Below are 24,991 nucleotides of genomic sequence, written 5' to 3'. Positions count from 1 at the left end.
AGAGGGTATTTGTCATTTATGCCAGCGCATCCATCCGACGCCACATACTGGCAGCGGCTTTTCTGGCTTGCGCATAAATGGAATCGCAATCGAAGTTAAACTGACGGTCTTCATAGACCATCACACCGTTGACCATCACGCTGTGAACGCTGCCTGAACCCATGCCGAAAGCGATATGACCGGCGATATTGTCCGCCAGCAACGGCGTTGGCGAGTTGTAATCGCAAATGGTTAAATCGGCTTTATAACCGGCTTCCAGCAGGCCGAATTTCGCACCAAAGTTGCGACTCATTAGTTCGTTGCCGTTAGTCAGGGCTTTGGCAAAACTGTCAGGCCACAGCGGACCACCAGCGTCACGATGTTTAAAGAAGGCGAATTTCATCTCTTCAAACATGTCTGAACCGATGCCGTCGGTTCCCAGCGCCAGATTGCGGATATCGCTAAGATGATGGTTGTAACCAACATGGTTATTCATGTTGGAGCGGGCGTTATGTACCAGGAACGCGTCACGCTGATTAAGCAGGGCGATATCCTCTTTCGACAGATACAGGCCGTGGGCGACCAGCGTTTTGCTATCGATAAGATCGAATTGCGCCAGCCGTGCCAGCAGATCTTTGCCGTACCAGTGGTGACTGTGAGAAACGTCGTAAAGATCTTCAGCAGCGTGAATGTGTAAACCACGCCCGGTGGCTTTTACGGCTTCGCGCAGCATTTCCAGACCGGCATCCGGCACAGTAAACGGCGCGTGAGCACCAATATGCGCTTCGACCAGATATGGCTCGGTAGCCGCTTTCTTCGCGTCGTCAATCTGACGGGCGAAGCGGATGTTTTCTTCTACCCCTTCCTGCAATTCTTTGATGCCGTTGTTACGGTCAGTGGTTTCAAAACAGGTCATCGCACGCAGGCCAACTTTTAAAAATGCGTTGCGCAGCGTCGAGAGTGACCCGCCGATATAAGCCGGGGAAGCATGGTGATCGATAACCGACGTGCATCCGCTCTTGATTGCTTCGAGTGAACAAATCAGCCCGCTGTAATAGAGCGACTCTTCATCAAGGGCACGATCGAGCCGCCACCACAGGTTTTTCAGCGTTGAGATGAAATCCGGGCAGGGGGCGATGTTCGCCATAATTCCGCGCGAAAGTCCCGAGTAAAAATGGTTGTGCGAGCAGACAATCCCAGGCATCACAATCCGGCCATGCATCTCTTTGTAGCTGGCGTCAGGATAACGCTGCGTCAGAGCATCGCCGATCGCGACAATCACATCATTTTCGATGGCGATATCGACGCCTTCCTGCACTTTTGCCGGGTGTAACTGCACTGCGGTGACATTCTTCAGAATCAACATGATTACACCTCCACGCGGCCCAGCAGATAATGATGATGCTGGTGGACATGGCTGATAATGCGGCACATGTCGTTCAGCTCTGGCGGTACGTTGTCGAACTGACCTTCGCTATTGATGTTCAACACCCAACTCTGGTTATTCAGACGGACACGTACACGCTCATCTTCCACCAGGAAGCCTGGATTGCTGCTGTTATCAAAGTCTTGCGACAGACTAAAGACGGTGATTTTGTCTTTGTACGGTTTACCGTTCCACGGGCAGAACTGGGCGCAGTTGCCGCATTCGTTGCAGTAAGCGTCAAGGTGCAGCGTCTGGAAACGGTTCTGGAAGCCAGGGACGGCAATTGAGACGTTGGCGCGGTTCGGGCAGACATCTACACACTTGCTGCAAACGTAGTTACATTCAAGGCAGCGAGCGGCTTCCTGGGCGACAAACGCGTCGCGATCGTCGCTGTTCACCAGGGTGACAGAGATATCACCTTTACGTTGGTAGATTTCCGCCGGGTTGACGTTGTTCCAGTGTTTATCGTTCTGGTGGGAGCGAATATTTTCCCGACTAAGGATGGCATCGGTAGCCCGACGAGCGGTGCCAACTGCGGCAACGATAGAGGACGGTCCGCGCTGTACGTCACCGATCATAAAGACGTCAGTCAGGCGGGTCTCACCGTTATGGTCGACATCAGGCCAGCCGTTTTTGTCCAGCGGCACGCCCATCGCATTCAGGGCTTCAGTATCCTGCTGTTCGCCAATGGCGGTGATCAGGCTGTCTACGTGCAGCGTTACCGTTTCGCTGGTTTCAACCGGACGGCGGCGACCTTTCTCATCAGGTTCGCCAAGCGACATGACGCGCAACGTTAAGGTGCCATCCGCATCAAAACGTTCTGGGTTATTGAGGAAACGGAACTCTACGCCATCGTGTAGTGCTTCTTCATACTCTTCGCGCCATGCTGGCATCTCTTGCAGTGAACGACGGTAAACGACAGTCGCTTTTTCTACGCCCGGCACGCGTAATGCCGCGCGGGCGCAGTCCATTGCGGTGTTACCCGCACCGACAATCACCACATGTTTGCCCAGCTTGAGCGCCGTTCCTTTGTTGTACTCACGCAGGAAGGGGAGGGATTTCCAGACATTCTGGTTGTCGCCAGCCAGTTTCACACCGCTGTTTTTATCGGTGCCGGTGGCAATCAGAACATAGTGGAAACCCTGATTTTTTAACTGTTCGACGGTCAGATCCGGTGAGCAGTCATACTCAAATTTCACGCCGTGATCGGCAACAAAATTGATATCGTGCTGAATCAACTCAGCAGGAATACGGAATTGGGGAATGATATTTTTCACCACGCCGCCGGCGTTAGCTTCGCGTTCAAACAGTGTGACCGGATGCCCCGCTCTGGCAAGGAAGTAACCTGCAGCCAGACCCGCAGGACCCGCGCCAATAACGGCAACCGGATGGCGAGAACCGGAACCCGCTGGTTTGTGCCAGCGTTGTTTGTATTCATCCCAGCCTTTTTCCAGGGCGACTTTTTTCAGTTCGCGGATATTCAGCGCACTGTCGTAATCCAGGCGGGTACAGTTGTACTGGCACTGGTGATCGCAAATGTGACCAGTAATGGCGGGCAGGGCATTACGTTGGTAGATGAGTTCCAGCGCGTCGGCATAACGATGTTCGCCCAACAGTCGAATGTATTCCGGAATATCCTGTTTGATGGCGCAGGCAGTGACACAGGGGGCAACGTAGCAGTCGGTCAGCGGCAGGTCTTCTGCCACTTCTATCCGCTCTTCTGGCTTCCAGTGTTTCTGGGTGTATTCCATGGTCAGCGCATCTGCGGCCAGCTTGCTCAGTCGTTCCACGTCAACGTGGTCAAGTCCCCAGGCGTCGGAGCCTTCCAGCTCGCGCATACAGGCACTTAAACGCAGATAGCCGCCTGGTTTCAGCAAATCGGTTGCCATGGTGATTGGGCGAATGCCAGTATCGAAAATATCGCGGATAGTCAGCTGGCTGGCACCACCGGAATAAGAAATTGGCAGTTTGCCGTCAAAGGCGCGGGACAGAACTGCTGCGACATTGATAGAGAGCGGGAACAGCGCACGGCCGGACATATACATCTCTTCACCGGGCAGTGCGCCTTTGTTATTGATGGTGCCGAGAGTGTTAGTCAGTTTGACGCCAAAGCCGAGTGATTTTTCTTTTGCCAGCGCCATCAGGCGTTCCAGCATTTCCAGCGCCTGCGTCAGCTTGAGGTCGTGATCAAATGACTCTTCTTTTAAGCCGATGTAATCGAATCCACATCCATCAAGAATCTCACGAACACGCGCGTACCCAAGTAAGGTCGGGTTGAGTTTCACAAAGGTGTTCAGCTCTTTTTCTTCCAGCATGTAGCGGCAAATGGCTTCGATTTCATGCGGAGGGCAGCCGTGCATGGTGGAGAGGGTAACGCCTTGTACCATGCTGGTGGGGATACGGGCTGGCAAGGCCTGCAAGCTTTCACGTTTTTCCTGCAATCCGTGGCGGGCTAAAAATGCGTCATCGTGGAGGAGTTTATTCAGCGTATCGTGGTATTGAGCGAATCTCGGATGGTCAGATGCGTCCATCATATTGTCGATGAACTGCTGCATCGGCGGCTGCTTAATGCCTTCGAGGTTGTAACCGACGCTCATATTAAAAATAAACGATTTACCGGAGTCAGAAGGCTGGAACATCGCTTCGAGAAGATGCAGGGCAAACCAGGCTTTGAGGTATTCATCCCAGGCTTTAAGCAGGGTAAATTCGGTGGACCATTCGGTGTTAAAGCACTCATCTTCGGCGTCGATACAAGGCTTTTCCAGCTCCAGACGATCAAGAATCTGGACGGTTTTTAGTTCGATGAAGCGTCCGCCAGTCAGCCAGGAGGTGACGATGTTTTGCGCGAGTTGCGTGTGCGGACCAGCGGCAGGGCCGACGGGGGTGGCACAGGTTTCACCGAAGACGCCGACAGATTTACCTTTTACGGGTGAGTAAAACTGTTGCTCAGGAATACCAAAGATTGAGCGTTGTTGTTGGTATTCATCAAATATGCGCGTCAAAAGTTCCTCAAACGGAATGGGACGCATAATATCCCCCATAACCCTCTCCTTAGCTTATACAGATATCATTGAGTAACCGGTATTGATAAATCCGGTGGTTTAAGGAGACAGAGCAACAATCGCACCACTATTGCCAGGTTGGTCCTGAAATATAAAAAAATGTGAGGCGCCTCGAAACTTAATGGTTTTTTGTGAATGATCTCACAGGTGCTAAATGAGAATTAAAATCACTACTGAGAGTTATTATTGTCAGGGCTTTTATCATTTTTTCTCATTTCTCAAAATCAGTGACTCCTTATCATTATGATAAAAACGCGCTGAGTGGAATGAATATTTGAACGCAATCGTTTAACCTGATTTTCTAAAATTTAGTATGCCGCTTTTGCGCATAAATAAAGTCCTCGGGGGTATCAATATCTAAAATTATTTCTTCATCTTCTATTTCGACGGAATAATGCTCACCCATTTGCAATGCCTGACGCATATTGGTCACGTTGGGGCGTTGGATAGCCTGCATCAGACTCGACTTTGAGATTAAAATGGGATGACCAGGAATGCCATTGTGGAGTGGAAGTATTGCGCCGCCATTGCGTAACTGCCAGATTTTATTGAAAATATTTGCATTAATGCTCGGCATGTCGCCATGAGTAATAAAGCAATATTCGGTTTGCACTTCGGGAGCAGCAGCCTTCACCGAGGTCAGTAAGCCCTGCTCATAATCTGGATTATAAATAAGAGTAATATTGTCAGTGTTCTCGTAGCGATGATGCAGTTCATTAGCGCGAAAACCCGTAACTAAAATAATTCGACTACAAAACTGCAACGCGTTTTTGATACTTGCATCAAGAATTGTTTCCTGTTGCCAGGGTAACATCATTTTCCATTGTCCCATTCTTGATGATAATCCAGCAGCGGTAATTATACAGTCGATGGCTGACATAGTGATTCCATTATTTATATCGGTTAATAACGCCTGAAAATTGCGTTACTTCCTGGTTAATGAATTTGTGGGTTAATTTATCCCAGAGAGGTCTATGAAGACTCGTGAAAAGTATAATTGACCCATCAGCATTATTCATTGATTTAGGCGTGCAGAACGCTCCGGCAGTCATTTCTGTTGTTGGTGCAGGGGGGAAAACCAGTCTGCTTTTTTGGCTGGCAGAGTTACTTCAGTCTAGTGGCAGGCGCGTGTTAATCACGACGACGACACATATGTTTATACCAACGTCTCACTGGCCCGTGGTTTTCTGTCGCGATCCCGCCATGCTTCCTCATGCGTCTCTCACATCCCCCATTGCATTTTGTTTTCACCGCTTCAAAGCGAAACAGGGAAAAGCGCAGGGATTTACGCCAGATACCATTGATGTACTGGCGCAACGACCAGAATGTGACGTAATTCTCATTGAGGCAGATGGCTCGCGTGGAATGCCGTTAAAAGCGCCGGATGAGCACGAACCTTGCATACCAAAAAGCAGTTGCTGCGTGATTGCTGTGATGGGAGGGCATATTTTGGGCGCTAAAGTTGGCACCGAAAATATCCATCGCTGGTCGCAGTTTGCTGATATTACTGGGTTAACACCAGATGCAACCTTGCAACTGAGCGATCTCGTTGCGCTGGTTCGCCATCCGCAGGGCGCGTTTAAAAACGTACCGCAAGGCTGTCGGCGAGTCTGGTTCATTAACCGTTTTTCTCAATGTGAGAATGCGATTGCGCAAAGCGAGCTACTCAAACCGCTGCAACAACATGACGTAGAGGCAATCTGGCTGGGCGATATACAAGAACATCCTGCAATCGCGCGCAGATTTGTGAATTAGCAGCTCGGGCATTCCGGGTTACTGAAAGGATATCCATTGAGGTTGGTATGAATATTTTCACAGAGGCTGCAAAACTCGAAGAGCAAAATTGTCCGTTTGCGATGGCGCAAATTGTTGATAGCCGAGGTTCTACACCCCGTCATTCTGCACAAATGTTAGTGCGTGCCGATGGTTCTATCGTCGGCACAATTGGCGGCGGAATGGTTGAGCGGAAGGTGATTGAAGAGTCGCTTCAGGCATTGCAGGAACGTAAGCCGCGATTATTCCACGGGCGCATGGCTCGTAACGGCGCGGATGCCGTCGGGTCAGATTGCGGAGGCGCAATGTCAGTGTTTATCAGCGTACATGGTATGCGACCACGTCTGGTGTTGATCGGCGCGGGGCATGTCAACCGGGCGATAGCCCAGAGTGCCGCGTTATTAGGGTTTGATATCGCCGTTGCCGATATTTATCGCGAAAGCCTCAATCCTGAACTTTTTCCGCCGTCAACTACGCTTCTCCATGCCGATTCGTTTGGCGCGGCAGTAGAAGCACTGGAGATTCGCCCTGATAATTTTGTCCTGATTGCCACGAATAATCAGGATCGTGAAGCCCTCGATAAACTCATTGAGCAGCCTATTGCATGGCTGGGTTTGCTGGCAAGTCGCCGCAAGGTGCAGCTTTTCCTGCGTCAGTTGCGCGAGAAAGGCGTGGCTGAAGAACATATTGCCCGTTTACATGCGCCGGTTGGTTACAACATTGGTGCGGAAACGCCGCAGGAGATAGCCATCAGCGTGCTGGCAGAAATATTACAGGTGAAAAATAACGCGCCGGGTGGGCTGATGATGAAACCTACGCATCCTTCCGGACACCAACTGGTGGTGATTCGCGGTGCGGGGGATATCGCCAGTGGTGTGGCGCTGCGTCTGTATCATGCGGGGTTCAAAGTGATCATGCTGGAAGTGGAAAAGCCAACGGTGATTCGTTGTACCGTGGCGTTTGCCCAAGCCGTGTTCGACGGCGAAATGACGGTCGAAGGCGTCACTGCCTGCCTGGCAACCAGCTCTGCGGAGGCGATGAAACTTACCGAACGCGGATTCATCCCGGTGATGGTAGATCCTGCCTGTTCACTGCTTGATGAACTGAAACCGCTTTGCGTTGTGGACGCTATTCTTGCGAAACAGAATTTGGGTACGCGTGCAGATATGGCGCCAGTGACGATCGCGCTTGGGCCGGGCTTTACCGCAGGTAAAGATTGTCATGCGGTGATTGAAACGAATCGTGGGCACTGGCTCGGTCAGGTGATTTACTCCGGCTGCGCACAGGAAAATACAGGTGTTCCCGGTAATATCATGGGGCACACCACCCGACGAGTTATTCGTGCTCCGGCGGCGGGCATCATGCGATCCAAGGTGAAATTAGGCGATCTGGTGGAAGAAGGTGATGTGATTGCCTGGATTGGCGAGCATGAAATTAAAGCGCCGTTGACGGGGATGGTACGTGGCTTGTTGAACGACGGACTGGCTGTGGTCGGTGGTTTTAAAATTGGTGATATTGACCCTCGTGGTGAAACGGCTGATTTTACCAGTGTTTCAGATAAAGCCAGGGCGATTGGCGGCGGCGTACTTGAGGCGTTAATGATGTTGATGCATCAGGGCGTTAAAGCGACAGAAGAAGTGCTGGAAGTGGCTTAAATGAAAACGGCCGGATGGTATTACCCATCCGGCCTTTAACTTACTGACAAATCACCGTTCCGGTTTTGCCTTCAATCCCTTCTTTCGCTTTGCTCAACACGGTAATCAGTGCTTCGCGACCTGCGCGAGAGCGAGCAAACGAGGCGGCAGCTTCCACTTTCGGCAGCATAGAACCTTTCGCAAAATGACCTTCTTCGATAAAGCGTTCTGCATCGGCCAATGACAGGCGGTCGAGCCACTGCTCATTCTCTTTACCGAAGTTAATGGCCACTTTTTCTACCGCAGTCAGAATGATCAGCATATCGGCATCGATCATTTCTGCCAGACGGGCGCTGGCCCAGTCTTTATCGATAACCGCGCTGGCACCGCGCAGATGATTGCCTTCACGAATCACAGGAATACCGCCACCGCCAACGGTGATCACCACCTGGCCTGCATCTACCAGAGCTTTAACCGTTTCTTTTTCAATAATATCAACAGGCTTCGGTGAGGCTACTACACGACGATAGCCACGACCCGCGTCTTCTTTCAGGGTGTAACCCTGTTTTGTCAGTTGCTCGGCTTCCTGCTCGGTAAAGAACGATCCGATCGGTTTGGTCGGGTGGAGGAATGCCGGATCGTTAGCGTCGACTTCGACCTGAGTAACCAGCGTTGCTACAGGTTTATTAATACCACGAGAAAGCAGCTCTTCCCTTAAGGCATTTTGCAGATCGTAACCAATATATCCCTGACTTAACGCAACACAGACAGACATCGGCAGCATCGGCGAGTGCGCTTCAGTTTTTGCGGCAGCTTCGAATGCCTGGTTAATCATGCCTACCTGCGGTCCATTACCATGAGTGACGATAACTTCATGTCCCTGGGCAATTAAATCAACAATTGCCTGAGACGTAATTTTTACCGCTTTCATTTGTCCGGCCAGATCGTCGCCCAGCGCATTCCCGCCGAGGGCGAGAACAATTTTCTTACTCATTTTTCCTCACTCATCATTCTTGATTGTGTATAGATCCCTGGCAGTGGTTAGAGCACGGGAGGGACAAACGGTTTGCGTCGCAGGAAACGACCACGTCCGGCTTTGCCTGTAAAGGCTCCGTCGCAGAAAATCGTTTCACCACGGGATAAGGTTCTGACAATCGCGCCCTGACAGGTAAAGCCCTCCCAGGGAGAATAGTCGGCATTGTCGTGGAGATGGCGATGTTGAATGTGTTGGCTCTGGCGTGGATCGATAATCACCACGTCGCCATCGGAACCGGGCGCTAACAATCCTTTTTGTGGCCACAGGCCAAACAGCCTGGCGGGCATCGCACTGGTTAACTCAACAAAACGTTCCGGGGTGATACGTCCGGTCATTACGCCGCTGGAAAACAGCAATTGCATACGATTTTCCACACCGGGTAAGCCATTTGGGCAGCGACTGAAATCGCCTTTAGAAATTTGCTGGCGTTGAGCCATCGAGAAGGTGCAATGATCGGTCGCTACCACGTCAATCGCACCATCGCTGATGCCGCACCACAGCTTGTCCTGCTCACGAACGTTGCGCAGCGGCGGGCTAAGGATAAATTTCATTCCGTCTTCTGTATCGTAACTGCGTTCGTCCAGCAGAAGATATTGTGGGCAGGTTTCAACCCAGACTGGCTGGTGATTCGCACGGGCAAGACGCAGATAATCCAGACCTAAGCCGTTAGACAGATGGACGATATAGAGTGGGGCGTTGCCGGCAAGTTGCGCCAGGTTAATCATGCGGGCGATAGCTTCTGCTTCGCATTCCAGAGGTCGACTCAATGCGTGATAGCGCGGAGCGGTTAGCCCGGCGGCGATGAACTCCGCCCGCTTACTGGCGATAGCTGCGTCATTTTCCGGGTGCACAGTGGTCAGGGCGCCGGACTCATGCAAGCGGCGTAATGCTTGCAACACTTCGTCATCGTTGAGTTTATATTGATAGGTTAAATAGAGTTTAAAACTGCTCAGCCCTTCCTCGACCATCATCGGAATTTCGTCGAGGATGGCGTGATTAATATGCTGAATTACACCGTGAAAGCTGTAGTCGATGACCGCTTTATGGGCGGCATAGCCACGATAAACTTCCAGTTGATGGCGTAACCGGCAGCCGTTTGGGCCAAATCCCATATGGTCAATAATGGTTGTTGTACCGCCACACGCGGCTGCGCGAGTACCGGTAAAAAAATCATCACAACTGCGCGCAATGCCGACATCAATATTGAAATGTGTATGGACATCGACGCCGCCAGGGAAAACGTAACAGCCAGTGGCATCAATTTCTTCATAAGGGAGCTGCGGCGAAATATCGGTGCCCAACTGGCGAACAATCCCGCTTTCAATCAACAAATCCTGTTTGGCTTGTCCATCTGCGTTAACGACAGTGCCGTTTTTGATCAATACGCGCATAGCAAACTCCAAAAACCCTCCGGCGAACCGGAGGGGAATAAGTTAAGAATAATTATTCGGTTGCCAGCCAGCTTAACGGGATTGCAGCGTACATAGCGGCACAGGTCACTAGGTGTGATTTCCAGGTTTTTTCGTTTGGCGCGTGCGCTTCAGGTTCTTTACCTGGGCCAAAGCCGATCACCGGAATGCCGTGACGACCCATGATGGATACGCCGTTAGTTGAGAAGGTCCACTTATCAACGACCGGCGCTTTGCCAAACAGACCTTCGTAGGCATTCACCAGGGCTTTAACAGTGAAGTGATCTTCTTCCACTTTCCAGGTCGGGAAGTAGCATTCGGTTGGGTAAACCAGGCCAGTCCAGGAAGGACGGTCGTAGTTGTACATAGAAACAACCGCGTTGGCTTTCTGTACCGCAGGCAGGGCGCGGATTTCGTCCAACGCGCCTTCCCAGGTTTCACCCCAGGTCAGACGACGGTCAATAGAAACTGCGCAGCTGTCTGCTACAGCGCAACGGCTTGGGGAGGTAAAGAAAATTTCAGAAACGGTGAGGGTGCCTTTGCCGAGGAATTCGTCATAGCCCAGACGCTGGGAGAGTTCTTGTAATTCGCCAAGAATCGGTCCCATTTTGAAAATGGCGTTATCACCGCGTTCTGGCGCAGAACCGTGGCAGCTAACTCCCTGAACATCTATACGAATTTCCATACGTCCGCGCTGACCACGGTATACCTGGCAATCAGTCGGTTCAGTACTGACCACAAATTCCGGGCGAATGCCGGATTGTTCAATAATGTACTGCCAGCACAGACCGTCGCAGTCTTCTTCCTGCACCGTACCGGTGACCAGCAGGGTGTATTCATCTTCCAGACCAAGGTCTTTAATGATTTTACCGGCATAAACCATAGATGCCATGCCGCCTTCCTGGTCGGAAGTGCCGCGACCACCAATCAGCTCATCAGTTTCCATGCCTTCGTACGGATCGAAGTCCCAGTTTTTGATGTTGCCAATGCCGACGGTATCGATATGAGCGTCCATTGCCACCAGACGCGGGCCGTGGCCGATATAACCGAGAACGTTACCCATCGGGTCGATTTCAACTTTATCGAAGCCGACTTTTTCCATCTCTTCTTTAATACGATGCACTACGCGTTTTTCGTCGCAGCTTTCGCTGGGAATCGCAACCATGTCGCGCAGGAAGCGAGTCATGTCTGCCTGGTAATCCTTTGCTTTTTCAAGAATCAGTTTGAATGGAATATTCTTAGCCATTATTTTTCTCCAGTTTTTTTACTCCCCGTTTTGCAGGGAGCAGTTCCAATAGGGTGATTAAGGTGCTACAGAGTGTTTGCCTTCCCAGACAACTTCGCGGTAGTGCTTCACGTCGGTGTCGCCTTCAGTGCTGATAACCAGCACCACGGCATCTTTGTTCAGCGCCAGTTTTTCCATCAGGCTTTGACGTTGCGGGTGATAATGAACCGCCGCGAGAACGCCCAAACCGACAGCGCCAGATTCACCGGAGATGATGCGTGGATCGTTGCCATACGGATTACCCAGCACGCGCATACCTAATGCGGCAACGCTGTCCTGGCAGGAGATGAATTGGGTGGCGCAGTTACGTAGGATTTCCCAGCCCAGCGGGTTAGGTTCGCCGCAGGCCAGGCCCGCCATAATAGTGGCCATATCGCCGCCAACGTTGACGATATCGCCTTTGACGCCAGAGCGATAAATACAGTCAGCTTTGTCAGGTTCAACAATAATGCTGTGCAGATTTTGCGGGCTATAGACATCGACCAGATAACCCAACACACCACCGGCCATAGCACCGACACCGGCTTGCAGCAGAACGTGCGTCGGGGTTACGCCCATTTCACGCATTTGCTCGACAGCTTCATCTGCCAGCGTGGCATAGCCCTGCATGATCCAGGTTGGGATTTTGGTGTAGCCTTCCCAGGCTGTGTCTTGTACCACTTCCCAGCCGTGCTGCTGCGCGTGTTGCATGGTCAGGCGAACGGTGTCGTCATAGTTCATATCGGTGACGATGCACTCGGCACCGAGATTCAGAATGGCGTCAACGCGTTCCTGAGCGGAGCCTTTCGGCATGTAAATCACCGCATTCTGTCCGAGTTGCTGCGCTGCCCATGCCACACCGCGCCCGTGGTTGCCGTCGGTGGTGGTGGCGAAGGTCATTTTTTCGCCGATAGCCTTTTTCAGGTGTTCAAATGACAGTGTTTCGATATCAAGATGATATTTTTCGCACAGTAACTGAGCGATGGCATACGCACCGCCGAGCATCTTGAAGGCGTTCAGACCGAATCGTTTTGATTCGTCCTTAACGAGAATTTTCTTCACACCAAAAAGGTTCGCGAGGTCGTCCAGCGCACAAAGCGGTGTTGGGCGATAGCCAGCAATCTTCTGATGGAACTGGCGCGCCAGTTTTGCCTGGCTTTGCGAAAAGAGCGGTGATGTTTCGCCGTTGAAAAATTTGTTATCGGCGATATCAATCTTCAATGAGAAAACGGACATATCCTATCCTTTTGGCCTCTGTAAATAGAGAGCCGATCTGTCGATCGGCCCGAGGGGTTATTTCACGCGTTCTTGCGCTTCTTTCAGCAGTTGTTCGAGCAGTGCACCCGGTTTGGAGTATTTACGGGACAGGATCATCGCGGCGATGATATAAGGCTTCCAGCTGGCTTCTTTGTAGGTCGCGATACGGTATTTTTCGAATACGCCCTCAGTGACTTCACCTTCTTTGCAGGATACGCCGCTGATATCGGCTGGCAGGCAGTGCATATACAGGGCTTCGCCATCACGGGTCAGCTCCATCATCTCTTCAGTACAATGCCAGTCTTTGTGCTGTGCGTTCTGCGCCAGACACTGTTTTTCCAGTGCTTTTAAGCCTTCGTGATCGTTAGCGCGCAGCAGTTCAGTACGCTCTTCCATCACTTTGTAAGGTGCCCATGACTTCGGATAAACAATGTCTGCATCTTTGAACGCTTCTTCCATGCTGGTGACCTGACGGAAGCTGCCGCCGGACGCTTTAGCATTGTTTTTCGCCACTTCAACCACATCCGGGATCAGGTCGTAACCTTCCGGGTGGGCCAGGGTGACATCCATACCGAAGCGGGTCATCAGACCGATGATGCCTTGCGGAACAGAAAGCGGTTTGCCGTAGCTTGGTGAATAGGCCCAGGTCATGGCGATTTTTTTACCTTTCAGGTTTTCCAGCGAACCAAAGTGTTCACGCAACCATGCCAGGTCAGCCATCGACTGCGTCGGGTGGTCGATATCACATTGCAGGTTAACTAAAGCCGGGCGCTGCGGCAGCACGCCCTGTTTGTAGCCGTCGTCGAGTGCCGCGCCAACTTCACGCATATAGGCGTTACCCGCACCCAGATACATATCGTCACGAATACCGATAGCGTCGGCGCAGAAGGAGATCATATTAGCGGTTTCACGAACGGTTTCGCCGTGAGCGATTTGTGATTTACCTTCATCAAGATCTTGCTGTGCCAGACCGAGCAGGTTAAGCGCGGAAGCATAAGAAAAACGGGTACGGGTGGAGTTGTCGCGGAATACGGAAATACCTAATCCACTATTAAAGACTTTGGTCGAGATGTTTTCAGCACGCAGTGCTTTTAACGCTGCGGCAACGTCCAGTACTTGTTTCAGTTCATCTGGCGTCTGTTCCCACGTTAACAAAAAATCTTTCTCGTGAAGGTGAGAGGTCAGCGAATTGATATCCTTAATCAGCTCATTAACAGTTTTCATCATAAAGTCCCGATAGTGGAATGACAGGCAAAGTGGTTTATTTCACTGTGACTTGCCAAAGTGATTGGTGTTTTCACAGCTATACCAGGGACTAACAATAAGTGTGCCAGAATTATCTACGCGGCTGCGAAAGAGTAATTTGACAGGTAATGTGTGGGGTTGATCACAAATTAACATTGCACTATGGAGCATAAAAATATACGGAAACGATTGGCTTTTTTTCTGCCGTTATTTATTTGCTGCTAAGTATCGTAAATAAGATATAAGGGAGAGGAGAATCGTCGTCAGTTTGATAAATGCAGTCCCGTAATTCTCATATTGATATAGAAATGTGATATCACTTCCATAATTTCATTAGAAAGTGATAAAAATCCTATGTTTTTAGCAAAGCTATATTTGTCTGAGTTAATATCATCATGACCTGTGAACCATCAACGTCTTCAATGATCGACTTTTAAGTGATTCTGGAAGGTAAAGCTATGGAGCTTGTTACTACGCAGTCAGTATTGATGCAAATTCAACCAACAATTCAGCGTTTTGCCAGAATGCTAGCCAGCGTTTTGCAGCTTGAGGTTGAGATCGTTGATGAAAACTTGTGTCGCGTCGCTGGAACTGGCGCATATGGGAAGTTTCTTGGGCGCCAGCTAAGTGGCAATTCACGTTTGCTCCGCTATGTCCTGGAAACCAAAACCGAAAAGGTTGTGACACAGTCTCGCTTCGATCCCCTTTGTGAAGGTTGTGACAGTAAAGAAAATTGTCGTGAAAAGGCATTCCTGGGCACGCCCGTTATTCTGCAGGATCGTTGTGTCGGAGTAATAAGTTTGATTGCTGTTACTCATGAGCAACAAGAACATATCAGTGATAATTTACGCGAATTTTCAGATTACGTTCGCCATATATCTACTATTTTTGTCTCGAAACTTCTGGAAGATCAGGGGCCAGGAGATAATATAAGTAAAATATTCGCTACCATGATCGATAATATGGATCAGGGAGTGTTAGTTATCGATGAAGACAATCGTATTCAGTTTGTTAACCAGACTGCATTAAAAACTCTTGGTGTTGCTCAAAATAATATGGTTGGGAAACCTATTCGTTTCAGACCATTAACATTTGAGAGTAATTTTACTCATGGACATATGCAACATATCGTTTCGTGGGATGATAAAAGTGAATTAATAATTGGTCAGTTGCATAACATCCAGGGGCGACAGTTATTTTTGATGGCGTTTCACCAGTCACATACCAGTTTTTCTGTGGCGAACGTTTCTGATGAACCGCATATTGAACAATTAGTGGGTGAATGCCGGGTTATGCGGCAATTAAAACGACTCATTAGCCGTATCGCGCCCAGCCCATCCAGCGTAATGGTGGTCGGGGAAAGTGGCACCGGTAAAGAAGTTGTCGCTCGTGCAATTCATAAGTTGAGTGGAAGACGGAATAAACCCTTTATTGCTATCAACTGTGCCGCGATCCCGGAGCAGCTTCTGGAAAGTGAGCTGTTCGGTTATGTCAAAGGCGCTTTTACGGGTGCTTCTGCCAACGGCAAAACAGGGCTGATTCAGGCGGCGAATACGGGCACGCTGTTTCTCGATGAAATTGGCGATATGCCATTAATGTTGCAGGCAAAATTGTTACGAGCTATTGAGGCACGTGAAATTCTGCCGATTGGTGCCAGCAGCCCAATACAGGTCGACATCCGCATCATTTCTGCAACTAACCAGAATTTGGCTCAGTTTATTGCTGAAGGTAAGTTTCGTGAGGATCTCTTCTATCGCCTGAATGTTATTCCGTTAACGTTGCCGCCTTTGCGTGAACGTCAGGAAGATATTGAACTGTTGGTGCATTACTTTTTACATCTGCATACCCGTCGTCTGGGGTCGGTTTATCCTGGCATTGCTCCTGATGTTGTTGAGTTGCTGCGTAAGCATTATTGGCCTGGAAACCTGCGAGAGCTAAGCAATTTGATGGAATATCTGGTCAACGTTGTTCCTTCAGGTGAAGTCATTGACAGCACACTCCTGCCGCCCAATCTGGTAAATAACGGCGTGACAGAGCAAAGTGAGAGCCCAGAAGCCAGCGAAGCACATTTGGCACTTGATGATGCTGGTGGTACGGCGCTGGAGGAGATGGAAAAACAGATGATCCGCGAGGCGCTTTCACGTCATAACAGCAAGAAGCAAGTTGCTGATGAACTGGGAATCGGCATTGCTACGCTCTATCGTAAGATTAAAAAATATGAATTGTTAAGTGCGTAACCGCAGTAAATCCGGCCTGCATTCAGGCCGGATTTCGTTTTACTTCGTTTCCTCGCAGTCCAGCACTGTATTCACAATCATCTGATAACCGGTGCAGCGACAAAGATTTCCCGCCAGGCCGCGACGAATTTCCGTAATAGTTAATGGTTTCTCGCGTGGTTTTGCCAGCATTGCCGTAGTGGCCATAATCAACCCGGGCGTACAAAAGCCACACTGTACCGCGCCTGATTTCGCATAAGCCTGTTGTACATGAGAAAGTTTGCCGCCTTTTGCTTCGCCTTCCAGCGTGCGTATCTCTTTTCCTTCAGCCCAGGAAGCAAGGTATAAGCAGCTATCTATCGCGGTGCCATCAACCAGCACAGTACACGCGCCGCATTCTCCAACGCAGCATCCTTGTTTGACGCTAAGTAATCCTTGTTCACGGAGTAGCTCTGAAAGCGGCATACCTGGCGCGGCGCGGAGCTGAAAAGGCATTCCGTTAATGACGCATTCAATGGTAATTGTTTCGCTGTGGTTCATTGCAGTTTTCCCCCTGCCGCAGCGACGGCTTCGCTAATGACTTTTTTGGTCATCGTCTGGATAAGATGCAGACGAAACTCTTTACTCGCACGCCATGAGGAACGCGGGGCGACGTCTTGCAGGACAGACTCGCTGATGGCTTCCAGCGTTTGCAGGTTCAGTGGCGCGTTTTGTGCAGCCTGTTCGGCGTGTTGGCAGCGAATCGGCGTTGGAGCGGCAACACCAAATGCCAGGCGTAATTCACTGAAACTTCCATTATCCAGCCGACAATACGCGGCGCAGCCAATCGTTGAAATATCCATTGCGTCGCGCATGGCATATTTAAAATGCGCGCTACCAGCATGTTCTTTCGGTTGTGGCGGAAAATGAAAGGCGACAAGAATTTCGTCATGCTCAAGAGAGACTTTGCCTGGCCCTGTGTGAAAGCCATTAATCGGGACGAAACGAACTCCACGCGGTGAGTGGATCTCCAGCTTCGCGTCATAAATCAGCGTTGGTGTGGCGGAGTCTGCGCTGGTGGCACCGTTGCAAATATTTCCACCGTAGGTAGCGACATTACGGATCTGCGGTCCGGCAATTGACGAAGCCGCAGCACATAACGCCGGAAGATGATGCTGGGTTAACGGATCTTCAATGAGCTGAGTAAATGTCGTCGCGGAGCCGATTCGTAGCGCGCCATTTTCCTCCTGCGTAATTCCCCGAAGCTCCGCCAGATTGTGAATATCAACAATATGGCGATAACGGTCATTGTGATGATGGAGCTGAATCAGTACGTCAGTGCCACCGGCGAGCAGTTTTGCCTGCGGATTGTGGGTCAGCAGGTTGATGGCATCGGCAATGGTGGTCGCGCGATGGTAAGAAGCAAAATCAAACATGATGTTATCCTCAAATCAATCCTGCCAGATGGAACTCTTCGTATAACCGTTTTGGCGTCAGTGGCAGTGTATTGATTGCAACACCGGTAGCCATCTTCACCGCGTTACGAATAGCAGCGGCAACAGGAATGATTGGTGGCTCACCCAGTGACTTATGTCCGTATGCGGATTGCGGTTCATTGATTTCGACAAACGCACTTTCCAGTTGTGGCAGATCCGGCATGGTCGGCATTTTGTAATCCAGCAGATTTGGGTTACGTACCACGCCGCTTTTCGCGTCGATGATCATCTCTTCAAATAGCGCCCAGCCAATGCCCATTCCCATCCCGCCGTGTACCTGGCCTTCTGCCAGTAGCGGATTAAGAATATGCCCCGAATCATGAACGTTGAGGATGCGGTTGATAGTGACTTTGCACAGCGCAATATCGACTGTAAGGTCAACAAAGGTGCAGCCAAACGCCGGTGGGTTAGTGGTAGTTTTGATAGAACTTTCTGCAGAAAGCTGTCCGCCACGCTCGGGATGATAAAACGCATCCATTGCCAGATCTTTTAATGACAACAACGACTCTTCCGGTCTTTCAACCAGCACGATTTGGCCTTTTATCAGGGTCAGATTCATCGCTGACTGATGTAGCATGACTGCGGCGTGAGCGATGATTTTCTCTTTCAGCAGCAGCGCCGCACTGCGCAACGCTGGCGCGGCAACGTAGCTCTGACGTGATGCAAACGCGCCGGGGTCGAATGGTGTAATATCGGTGTCTTGTGTCGAAATTACGCGGACATCGCTGACTGGGACACCCACGGTTTCTGCCACCATTTGTGAGAACACGGTGTCGGCACCCTGACCGATTTCTGTAGCGCCGCTTTGCACGTTGATGGTTCCATCCTGATTCATCAACAGGCGTGCGCCCGCGATTTCCACCCCGACAGGCCAGGTGTTAGAGGTGTAGCTAAAACAGGCAACGCCAACGCCTCGCCGCAAATTGCCTTGCTGGTTCCGGCACTCTGCACGGCGTTTTTCCCATTCAAAGATTTTCCGCCCTTTTTCAAGACACTCTGGTAATCCTGCGCTGTAAATACGTTTGCCCGTGAGCGGATTTGCATCGCCTTCTCGAGCAGCATTACGTAAACGAATTTCTACTGGGTCTAGTTCTAACGCGGTAGCGGCGTCATCCAGCATTGATTCGACAGCAAAAACGACTTGCGGTGCGCCATAACCACGCATCGCGCCTGCCGAGGGCAGATTGGTATAGCAGGTCTTTGAACTGTAGGCATAAGCACAACGAGGATAAAGGTAAGCGACTTTGTTACCGCCTGCGGAAGCGATGGAGTGACCGTGGGAGGCATAAGCGCCGGTGTTGGACAGAACATCCAGACTATAACCTTTCAACGTACCATCACGGTTCACGCCCATTTGCCCATCAATGGTAAAGGCGTGGCGGGTTCGGGTTGCGAGAAAACACTCTTCACGGCTAAGGGAAACTTTCACCGGAATGCCCCCGAGCTTGCTGGTCAGGAAGGCCGCCATAGGCTCTTCCAGCACATCCTGTTTATTACCAAAACCGCCGCCGACAAACGGTTTGATGACTCGAACACATGACCAGGGAATATCCAGCGCCTGACCGACAACGCGGCGAACAATATGTGGGATCTGCGTACTGGAGACGATGGTAATTCGCGAGTCATCCTCCATCCATGCCAGTGAGGTCACACTTTCCATATGGCAATGCTGAATGACCGGTGTTTGATAATGCCCCTCGATCTTGTAATCTGCCGCATCGATTGTTTGCTGGACATTGCCCGTCGACATCATGCTTTGTTTAAGTAAATTGCCGCCGTTATGGATTGGTGCTGCGTCTTCTGCCAGTGCCGCTTCTGGTGTGGTGATAACGGGTAATTCTTGCCACTCAATGCTGACTAGTTGCGCCGCTTTTTCTGCCGTGAGCTCATCGCGAGCCACGACGATGGCAACGGCATCACCATGATGACGAACATGGCGGGTTAACAGTGCGCGATCGGCGGTATCGCGTTTATTTACGTCAAGTGTCCATGCATGTCCTGCCGTAGCGAATGGGATATCCGGTACATCTTCCCAGGTAAAAATCGCCAGTACGCCCGGCAGGCTTCTGGCTTTTTCATCGTCAATATTTACGGCATAACCATGTGCGATAGGGCTACGTACATATTTTGCGTAACACATGCCCGCCATAACATAATCATCAGTATATCGTGCCCGCCCGGTAACCTTAGCAATGGCATCTACGCGCATACATGATTCACCTGTAGCGGTTGCTTCCCGCGCTTCCATAGAAATCCCCTTGATTTGAACATTTGGTTCTTATGGCAATGATTTAGTCTTTGCAGGCAAGAATTACGCCAGAAACGACTATAAGCATGGGGGGAGGAGGGAAGTGTGATGTTGTTAATAAAACGCCAGGGATGATGCGTTTTTATCAGCAAAGAAAGAGAGGGCTGTGTATCAATATGAGTGTGATAAAAATCATTGTGATAAATGAATATTAGGCGACAGTCAGGATGCCTTCTTTTGCGTTATGATGATGTGCAAATAGGGGATCGCTATCCTAATGGATTCATTCACAATTCTTGATTTGTACATCCATTTTCTGAGCAATGGATTGGGTATCTGACAGGTGGCTGCTATGATATAGCGTCTTGTTTTTTGAGCGAGGAAAGATTTTGAGCGCAGGACGCCCGAATAAAAAAACGCTGGGTATCGTGATGCTGTTATCGGCAGGGCTGCTTCTGGCGGGCTGTTCTGGTAGCAAATCATCAGACACAGGAACGTATTCCGGCTCCGTTTACACCGTGAAACGGGGGGATACGCTTTATCGTATTTCACGCACCACGGGAACAAGCGTAAAAGAACTTGCCCGACTCAACGGCATTTCTCCACCCTATACCATCGAAGTTGGTCAAAAGTTGAAGCTTGGTGGGGCAAAAAGTAACCGCAGCTCGAGAAAATATACAGCCAAATCAACGACGAAAACAGCGTCAGTCACTCCACCGCCAGTGGTTCCGAAATCTTCATGGCCGCCCGTCGGACAACGTTGCTGGTTATGGCCAACGAGTGGAAAAGTTATCATGCCTTACTCAATGGCTGATGGTGGTAATAAAGGGATTGATATTGCTGCAGCGCGCGGGACGCCAATATATGCAGCCGGCGCCGGTAAGGTGGTGTATGTCGGTAACCAATTACGTGGCTACGGTAATCTCATCATGATTAAACACAGTGAAGATTACATCACTGCTTACGCTCATAACGACACGATGCTGGTAAACAATGGGCAAAATGTTAAGGCTGGGCAAAAGATAGCGACGATGGGCAGTACGGATGCTGAATCTGTGCGGTTACATTTCCAGATTCGTTACCGTGCTACGGCGATTGATCCTTTGCGCTACTTGCCGCCACAGGGCAGTAAACCAAAGTGCTGATGGTGAATTAATCAGCAGTCAGTAGCAAGGCACTTGCTAAGAAGAGCGTAAGGTTTATAATGCCTTACGCATCTCAAAGCGGGCGTAGTTCAATGGTAGAACGAGAGCTTCCCAAGCTCTATACGAGGGTTCGATTCCCTTCGCCCGCTCCAGTTTTTATATCCTCATTTATTTTTCTTTTTTTATCGAAACTTTCCATTCTTTTAATGTGCTTACATCAAGTATGGCTGAATCAAATAACAACAATCAAAAATAAGTAGAGCTTGTGTGCTCCTCGACATTAGCAGTCATAAACGAGTTTGCATTCGTTATACCAGTCGAGAATTATCACGACTCACGCTACTGCACATTGACTATTAAAATCGATATTATTATTAGTTTTTGATAATTGCTTTAATTTTTGGATGTTATTAATAATAACTAAATAGCATTCTTTCTCTGTTCCTTGATAAACGTGTGTGCATTTTTTATTCTGTGTTGCAGAAATATATGCATTAATGCATTTTTTTATTACCACAGCTTTATGCATATCAGGTTCAAGTAACAGTGCCTGGTCTATACAAGCAATTGCATCCTCAATTTTATCGTTATATATATTTACCAGTGCACGATAATAGTATAAGGCGGCGATATCTAATATTTGTGTCTGCGCATGTTCAAAAAAAATACGTGATGTCGTTGCTTGTCCGGAAAGACCAGTTATCAATCCCATGATTCCTGAAATCTTTCCATCACAAATAGTTTTATCTGACACCTTATCTATAAATGCGAATGCTTTTTGAGTTGCATCTTTGTGCTCATTCATACCATGAAGAGCCAGGGATATATAGCATTCAGCCAACAGGAAATGACACTCATTTATTAGAGACGGAATATTGTGTTTTTTTTCAGGTGTTCAAATATCGTTATTGCTTTGACAATACTTTCAGGCGTGAACTCATTTAGCGCGTTTTTTCCGTTAGACATTTCTTTTGATAAAATATGGTCATTAAAAGAATCGCGTTGATTAATCAAGCCCTGTGCAGCTTTAGGCTTCTTCATAGCCAGATACAAGTTACTTATTATAAATTGTGATACTTTTTGTATATCATCCGCTTGCAGATGTGTGCTGGCAACAAGATAAAAACTTTTTGCATCGATCACCTCAACATATAAACTATTTGATGTTCCATGTTGGCTGATTCTTCCGGTTATAAAATAATCTGGTTTGAATCTGGCCAGAAAAGCTGTTTGAGATTTATTATCTATACAATATTGGGTTGATGCCAGTGGGTATATATAAAGGTCATCATTTTTTTGGTTTGAGATAAGTTGTACAAGATTCTGATTTAGTGTTAATGGATCATGATGACTGTGAGACGTTGTAAATGGAAATAAAGCAACCGTACTTCCTTCTTCATTATTTTGGTTCCCTTTTATTTTGAAAACTTGCCCACTGAATCGATAGCCTTTCCTGTATATGGTTTCTATACAGCGGGTATAACCGATGCGTTCAAAAATACATCTTAATGAATATATACACCGTGTAAGGGACTCGTCACTTACAATGACATTTTTCCACACGGACTCGATGATCATATCTTTTGATACAACATTGCCAGATGATTCAAGCAATACAAATAATACGCCAAGCTCTTTCGGAGGTATGTAAGATTGCTCATTCCCTTTTGTAAGAATACCATCTTCTGTAAGAATTATTCCATCAGGAAAATGATATGAAAACTTAATTTCTAAATCCATTAGCTAACCCCTGTAAAGTTTATGGTTATTTACGTCCTGAATGAGTAATAGATATAACTGATATTCATATATGTTTTATTAAACTGTATATGATTTTGTATATATAAAATTCCATGACTGTTTGCATTAATTTATAGAGGATTTTTTCGAATGTAACCTGAAATGTCCTTAATTAATGCTTTTTAATCATGTTTCTACGTAACTAATTGAAAGGCAATGATAAACTGACGCGGCTATCATTCCTTAACTGAGTGCTGATTTTGATTTAAGATAAGAAAACATAGTCAGGTAACAGCTATATATCGAGTTCTAACCTTGTTTGTGAACGTTATAGTAACGATATCTTTCCCTGTCAGTTTATTATTGCTTTTGATATGCCAGATATGAAAAATATTTGTTTGTTTTTTTCACCATCATATATATCACAATTTTACAATGGAGTATTCTCACTGGTAATATTTCCTTCAAATTAATACCGGCAAGGTGTTAATTTGAAGAGTGAGTGTCATACTGAGAGAAGGGGAATATATTGCTGATGTTTTTAGGGAGTGGAAGGTTGCTATATAGATATGTATGGTTATAAAAAATTATAGAAATATTGCATGTGTTATTTTTAATATTTTTATTTCGACCGTGTCAGGGTTACCTTGCACAGTACATAATCGCTCTGTTACTAATGTTAAAAAGAAAACCGCGATTACCCTGTGTTTGTATATTATAGCTTATCATTTTTCCTGAAAAGACATAGAAGTCAGGAAGGAGTAGTGCGAGTTTATTATCTTCAACTTGATCAATAATATCGAACTTATTTATTTTGTTGGAGGTGAGATGCAACGTATTATAATTTTCAGTCCATGTATATTCAATATCACGTCGAATTGCTTTATAAGCCTTTGTGTTTTGTTTCCATGTACCGCTGAGTGCAACTATACCTGTCTTTTTGTTTTTATTATACATAAAGTCAAGAGTAAGATTGGCTTGTCCCTGGTCATTAAAAATAACCCAGTTAGCTGTACATTTTTCATTGTATGCGATTTGCTGTTTAGAATAATGATAGGTAATAAAAAGAACAAATCCGCTAATAAAACATAAAATAAGTATCAGGGCTTTTTTATAACGAGTCACGATTAATCCCACGATAAGACAAAGTTAAACAACCTGCAACTTCGTTATTTCTATAGCTTTTTTTGCAGGCCATAACAATCAAGCCCGGAAACGATCTGGCCAGAGGGAAATATAGCCATGGATATTTCTTGCAGTCAATTCCTGACGCTAATATATGCTTTTTATATTTATCAAAATCTTTCAGGCCATTAATGCTATCTTCTGTTACATTAAAATGACAACCATTTATTTCTGCAACAGTCCTGTAATCTCTAAAGAATGGTTTGGGTTGATTATTATTCCATAGTAAAAATGCGGTAAGCAACCCCACACCAAATGCACTTAACATGAGTAAATAAAATTTAGAGTGCCGGAGTATGTTCCTGACATGATTATCTGGAGCAGAATTTATCTCTTTAACCTCATCTGTAACGTTCAAACTGAGGGGAGAGTTGTGCTTTTGAACATCTATTGAAGAGAGGGGGGTATGATTTTCTATGTTGATATCGTTATTGAGTTTGAACCCTTTTCTCGTCACGGTTGCAATAAGCGAATGGGTCGTATCACCAACCGCGCGAAACCCACGCCTGATAATCGATATGTTTTGGTATAACGTGTTGACCGGTACACGCATACCTTCTTCTTCCCAGACTCTGGAGAAAAAGTCCTGCTGGGCGACCACATCTGGAAAAGCTTCGAGTAGCAACGATAAACACCTGCTTGCGGGCGTTGTCAGAACAACGTTCAACTCGGCGTCATGTACCGAAATTAATTTCTTGTGTTCCGGCCAGAACTCAATATTATTGTTAATAATCCAGTACATAGGTCAATAAAACACAGCATCAAGAAAATTCAAATGAGATAGTTTGGTAAGTATATTAGTATTCATCTAATAAATATATATTAATTTTATATTCATTATGACAATTATAATTGCAATATATTAATGCAACGTAAATAACCATGTGTGTTAACAAA

17 protein-coding genes, 1 tRNA gene and 1 pseudogene are annotated in these 24,991 nt (G+C 47.9%); 5 read left to right on the top strand and 14 right to left on the bottom strand.

Annotated features, from left to right (window positions below; translation table 11 throughout):
• Nucleotides 1–16 precede the first annotated feature (16 nt).
• The 3 genes from ssnA to mocA form a co-directional block, all read right to left on the bottom strand.
• Nucleotides 17–1,345 (bottom strand): putative aminohydrolase SsnA, encoded by a 1,329-nt coding sequence (gene ssnA, locus WC5_RS19280; RefSeq protein ID WP_000906288.1) that lies wholly within the window; start codon nt 1,343–1,345, stop codon nt 17–19.
• Nucleotides 1,346–1,347: 2 nt separating this feature from the next.
• Nucleotides 1,348–4,446, bottom strand: a complete 3,099-nt coding sequence (ygfK, locus tag WC5_RS19285; protein ID WP_000502355.1) for a putative selenate reductase subunit YgfK — start codon at nt 4,444–4,446, stop codon at nt 1,348–1,350.
• Between the two features lie 322 nt (nt 4,447–4,768).
• Complete coding sequence (gene mocA / locus WC5_RS19290; RefSeq protein ID WP_001272832.1) at nt 4,769–5,347, bottom strand: molybdenum cofactor cytidylyltransferase; 579 nt, start codon at nt 5,345–5,347, stop codon at nt 4,769–4,771.
• 104 nt (nt 5,348–5,451) lie between these two features.
• Here mocA and yqeC point away from each other — a divergent pair, with 104 nt between their 5' ends.
• Both yqeC and yqeB read left to right on the top strand, forming a co-directional pair.
• A complete protein-coding gene (yqeC, locus tag WC5_RS19295) occupies nt 5,452–6,222 on the top strand; it encodes a selenium cofactor biosynthesis protein YqeC (RefSeq protein WP_000835700.1) in 771 nt (256 codons plus the stop codon).
• A 47-nt stretch (nt 6,223–6,269) separates the two neighbouring features.
• Nucleotides 6,270–7,895, top strand: coding sequence for a selenium-dependent molybdenum cofactor biosynthesis protein YqeB (gene yqeB, locus WC5_RS19300; protein ID WP_001020363.1), 1,626 nt, complete (start codon nt 6,270–6,272; stop codon nt 7,893–7,895).
• Nucleotides 7,896–7,935: 40 nt separating this feature from the next.
• On the opposite strand, the gene arcC is transcribed toward yqeB, so the two are convergent.
• From arcC to ygeW, 5 genes are read right to left on the bottom strand one after another with little or no spacing between them, the layout of a single operon-like run.
• A complete protein-coding gene (gene arcC / locus WC5_RS19305) occupies nt 7,936–8,868 on the bottom strand; it encodes a carbamate kinase (RefSeq protein ID WP_000037980.1) in 933 nt (310 codons plus the stop codon).
• 47 nt (nt 8,869–8,915) lie between these two features.
• Nucleotides 8,916–10,301 carry a D-phenylhydantoinase gene (gene hyuA, locus WC5_RS19310; protein ID WP_010349350.1) on the bottom strand — a complete coding sequence of 462 codons (1,386 nt, stop codon included), beginning with the start codon at nt 10,299–10,301 and terminating at the stop codon, nt 8,916–8,918.
• Nucleotides 10,302–10,353: 52 nt separating this feature from the next.
• Entirely contained in the window at nt 10,354–11,565 is a 1,212-nt protein-coding gene (locus tag WC5_RS19315; protein WP_001107125.1) for a YgeY family selenium metabolism-linked hydrolase, read from the bottom strand.
• Nucleotides 11,566–11,622: 57 nt separating this feature from the next.
• Entirely contained in the window at nt 11,623–12,819 is a 1,197-nt protein-coding gene (dpaL, locus tag WC5_RS19320) for a diaminopropionate ammonia-lyase (protein WP_000110483.1), read from the bottom strand.
• A gap of 57 nt (nt 12,820–12,876) precedes the next feature.
• Nucleotides 12,877–14,064 carry a knotted carbamoyltransferase YgeW gene (gene ygeW / locus WC5_RS19325; RefSeq protein ID WP_001360948.1) on the bottom strand — a complete coding sequence of 396 codons (1,188 nt, stop codon included), beginning with the start codon at nt 14,062–14,064 and terminating at the stop codon, nt 12,877–12,879.
• A 479-nt stretch (nt 14,065–14,543) separates the two neighbouring features.
• Here ygeW and WC5_RS19330 point away from each other — a divergent pair, with 479 nt between their 5' ends.
• Nucleotides 14,544–16,322, top strand: coding sequence for a sigma-54 interaction domain-containing protein (locus WC5_RS19330; RefSeq protein WP_000424616.1), 1,779 nt, complete (start codon nt 14,544–14,546; stop codon nt 16,320–16,322).
• 39 nt (nt 16,323–16,361) lie between these two features.
• On the opposite strand, the gene xdhC is transcribed toward WC5_RS19330, so the two are convergent.
• From xdhC to xdhA, 3 genes are read right to left on the bottom strand one after another with little or no spacing between them, the layout of a single operon-like run.
• Nucleotides 16,362–16,841: a xanthine dehydrogenase iron sulfur-binding subunit XdhC gene (gene xdhC / locus WC5_RS19335; protein ID WP_001016616.1), complete on the bottom strand. Its 480-nt coding sequence runs from the start codon at nt 16,839–16,841 to the stop codon at nt 16,362–16,364.
• The gene (gene xdhB / locus WC5_RS19340) at nt 16,838–17,716 is read right to left on the bottom strand and encodes a xanthine dehydrogenase FAD-binding subunit XdhB (protein ID WP_000459213.1); all 879 of its coding nucleotides are present in this window, start codon (nt 17,714–17,716) and stop codon (nt 16,838–16,840) included. The genes xdhC and xdhB overlap by 4 nt, the downstream gene beginning before the upstream one ends.
• Before the next feature lie 10 nt (nt 17,717–17,726).
• The gene (gene xdhA / locus WC5_RS19345) at nt 17,727–20,024 is read right to left on the bottom strand and encodes a xanthine dehydrogenase molybdenum-binding subunit XdhA (protein WP_000388091.1); all 2,298 of its coding nucleotides are present in this window, start codon (nt 20,022–20,024) and stop codon (nt 17,727–17,729) included.
• Between the two features lie 389 nt (nt 20,025–20,413).
• On the opposite strand from xdhA, the gene actS reads away from it, so the two are divergent.
• Nucleotides 20,414–21,169 (top strand): amidase activator ActS, encoded by a 756-nt coding sequence (actS, locus tag WC5_RS19350; RefSeq protein WP_010349361.1) that lies wholly within the window; start codon nt 20,414–20,416, stop codon nt 21,167–21,169.
• A 78-nt stretch (nt 21,170–21,247) separates the two neighbouring features.
• Nucleotides 21,248–21,321 (top strand) — tRNA-Gly (locus WC5_RS19355).
• 182 nt (nt 21,322–21,503) lie between these two features.
• Here the strand turns inward: WC5_RS19355 and WC5_RS0121750 are convergent.
• From WC5_RS0121750 to WC5_RS19365, 3 genes and pseudogenes are all read right to left on the bottom strand, one after another.
• Nucleotides 21,504–22,909: pseudogene (locus WC5_RS0121750) on the bottom strand (winged helix-turn-helix domain-containing protein).
• Between the two features lie 642 nt (nt 22,910–23,551).
• Nucleotides 23,552–24,034: a YqeJ family protein gene (locus WC5_RS19360; protein WP_000199214.1), complete on the bottom strand. Its 483-nt coding sequence runs from the start codon at nt 24,032–24,034 to the stop codon at nt 23,552–23,554.
• Nucleotides 24,021–24,836: a winged helix-turn-helix domain-containing protein gene (locus tag WC5_RS19365; RefSeq protein WP_016231412.1), complete on the bottom strand. Its 816-nt coding sequence runs from the start codon at nt 24,834–24,836 to the stop codon at nt 24,021–24,023. The genes WC5_RS19360 and WC5_RS19365 overlap by 14 nt, the downstream gene beginning before the upstream one ends.
• Between the last annotated feature and the right edge of the window lie 155 nt (nt 24,837–24,991).

Source organism: Escherichia sp. KTE114 (assembly GCF_000407765.1).
GTDB classification, from domain to species: domain Bacteria; phylum Pseudomonadota; class Gammaproteobacteria; order Enterobacterales; family Enterobacteriaceae; genus Escherichia; species Escherichia ruysiae.
This window is presented reverse-complemented; position numbering and strand designations above follow the sequence as displayed.

Excerpts from the sequence above, each read along its gene's own strand:
- ssnA (WP_000906288.1), bottom strand. The coding sequence starts at position 1,345 with ATGTTGATTCTGAAGAATGTCACCGCAGTGCAGTTACACCCGGCAAAA.
- ygfK (WP_000502355.1), bottom strand. The coding sequence starts at position 4,446 with ATGGGGGATATTATGCGTCCCATTCCGTTTGAGGAACTTTTGACGCGC.
- mocA (WP_001272832.1), bottom strand. The coding sequence starts at position 5,347 with ATGTCAGCCATCGACTGTATAATTACCGCTGCTGGATTATCATCAAGA.
- yqeB (WP_001020363.1), top strand. The coding sequence starts at position 6,270 with ATGAATATTTTCACAGAGGCTGCAAAACTCGAAGAGCAAAATTGTCCG.
- arcC (WP_000037980.1), bottom strand. The coding sequence starts at position 8,868 with ATGAGTAAGAAAATTGTTCTCGCCCTCGGCGGGAATGCGCTGGGCGAC.
- hyuA (WP_010349350.1), bottom strand. The coding sequence starts at position 10,301 with ATGCGCGTATTGATCAAAAACGGCACTGTCGTTAACGCAGATGGACAA.
- WC5_RS19315 (WP_001107125.1), bottom strand. The coding sequence starts at position 11,565 with ATGGCTAAGAATATTCCATTCAAACTGATTCTTGAAAAAGCAAAGGAT.
- dpaL (WP_000110483.1), bottom strand. The coding sequence starts at position 12,819 with ATGTCCGTTTTCTCATTGAAGATTGATATCGCCGATAACAAATTTTTC.
- ygeW (WP_001360948.1), bottom strand. The coding sequence starts at position 14,064 with ATGAAAACTGTTAATGAGCTGATTAAGGATATCAATTCGCTGACCTCT.
- WC5_RS19330 (WP_000424616.1), top strand. The coding sequence starts at position 14,544 with ATGGAGCTTGTTACTACGCAGTCAGTATTGATGCAAATTCAACCAACA.
- xdhC (WP_001016616.1), bottom strand. The coding sequence starts at position 16,841 with ATGAACCACAGCGAAACAATTACCATTGAATGCGTCATTAACGGAATG.
- xdhB (WP_000459213.1), bottom strand. The coding sequence starts at position 17,716 with ATGTTTGATTTTGCTTCTTACCATCGCGCGACCACCATTGCCGATGCC.
- xdhA (WP_000388091.1), bottom strand. The coding sequence starts at position 20,024 with ATGGAAGCGCGGGAAGCAACCGCTACAGGTGAATCATGTATGCGCGTA.
- WC5_RS19365 (WP_016231412.1), bottom strand. The coding sequence starts at position 24,836 with ATGTACTGGATTATTAACAATAATATTGAGTTCTGGCCGGAACACAAG.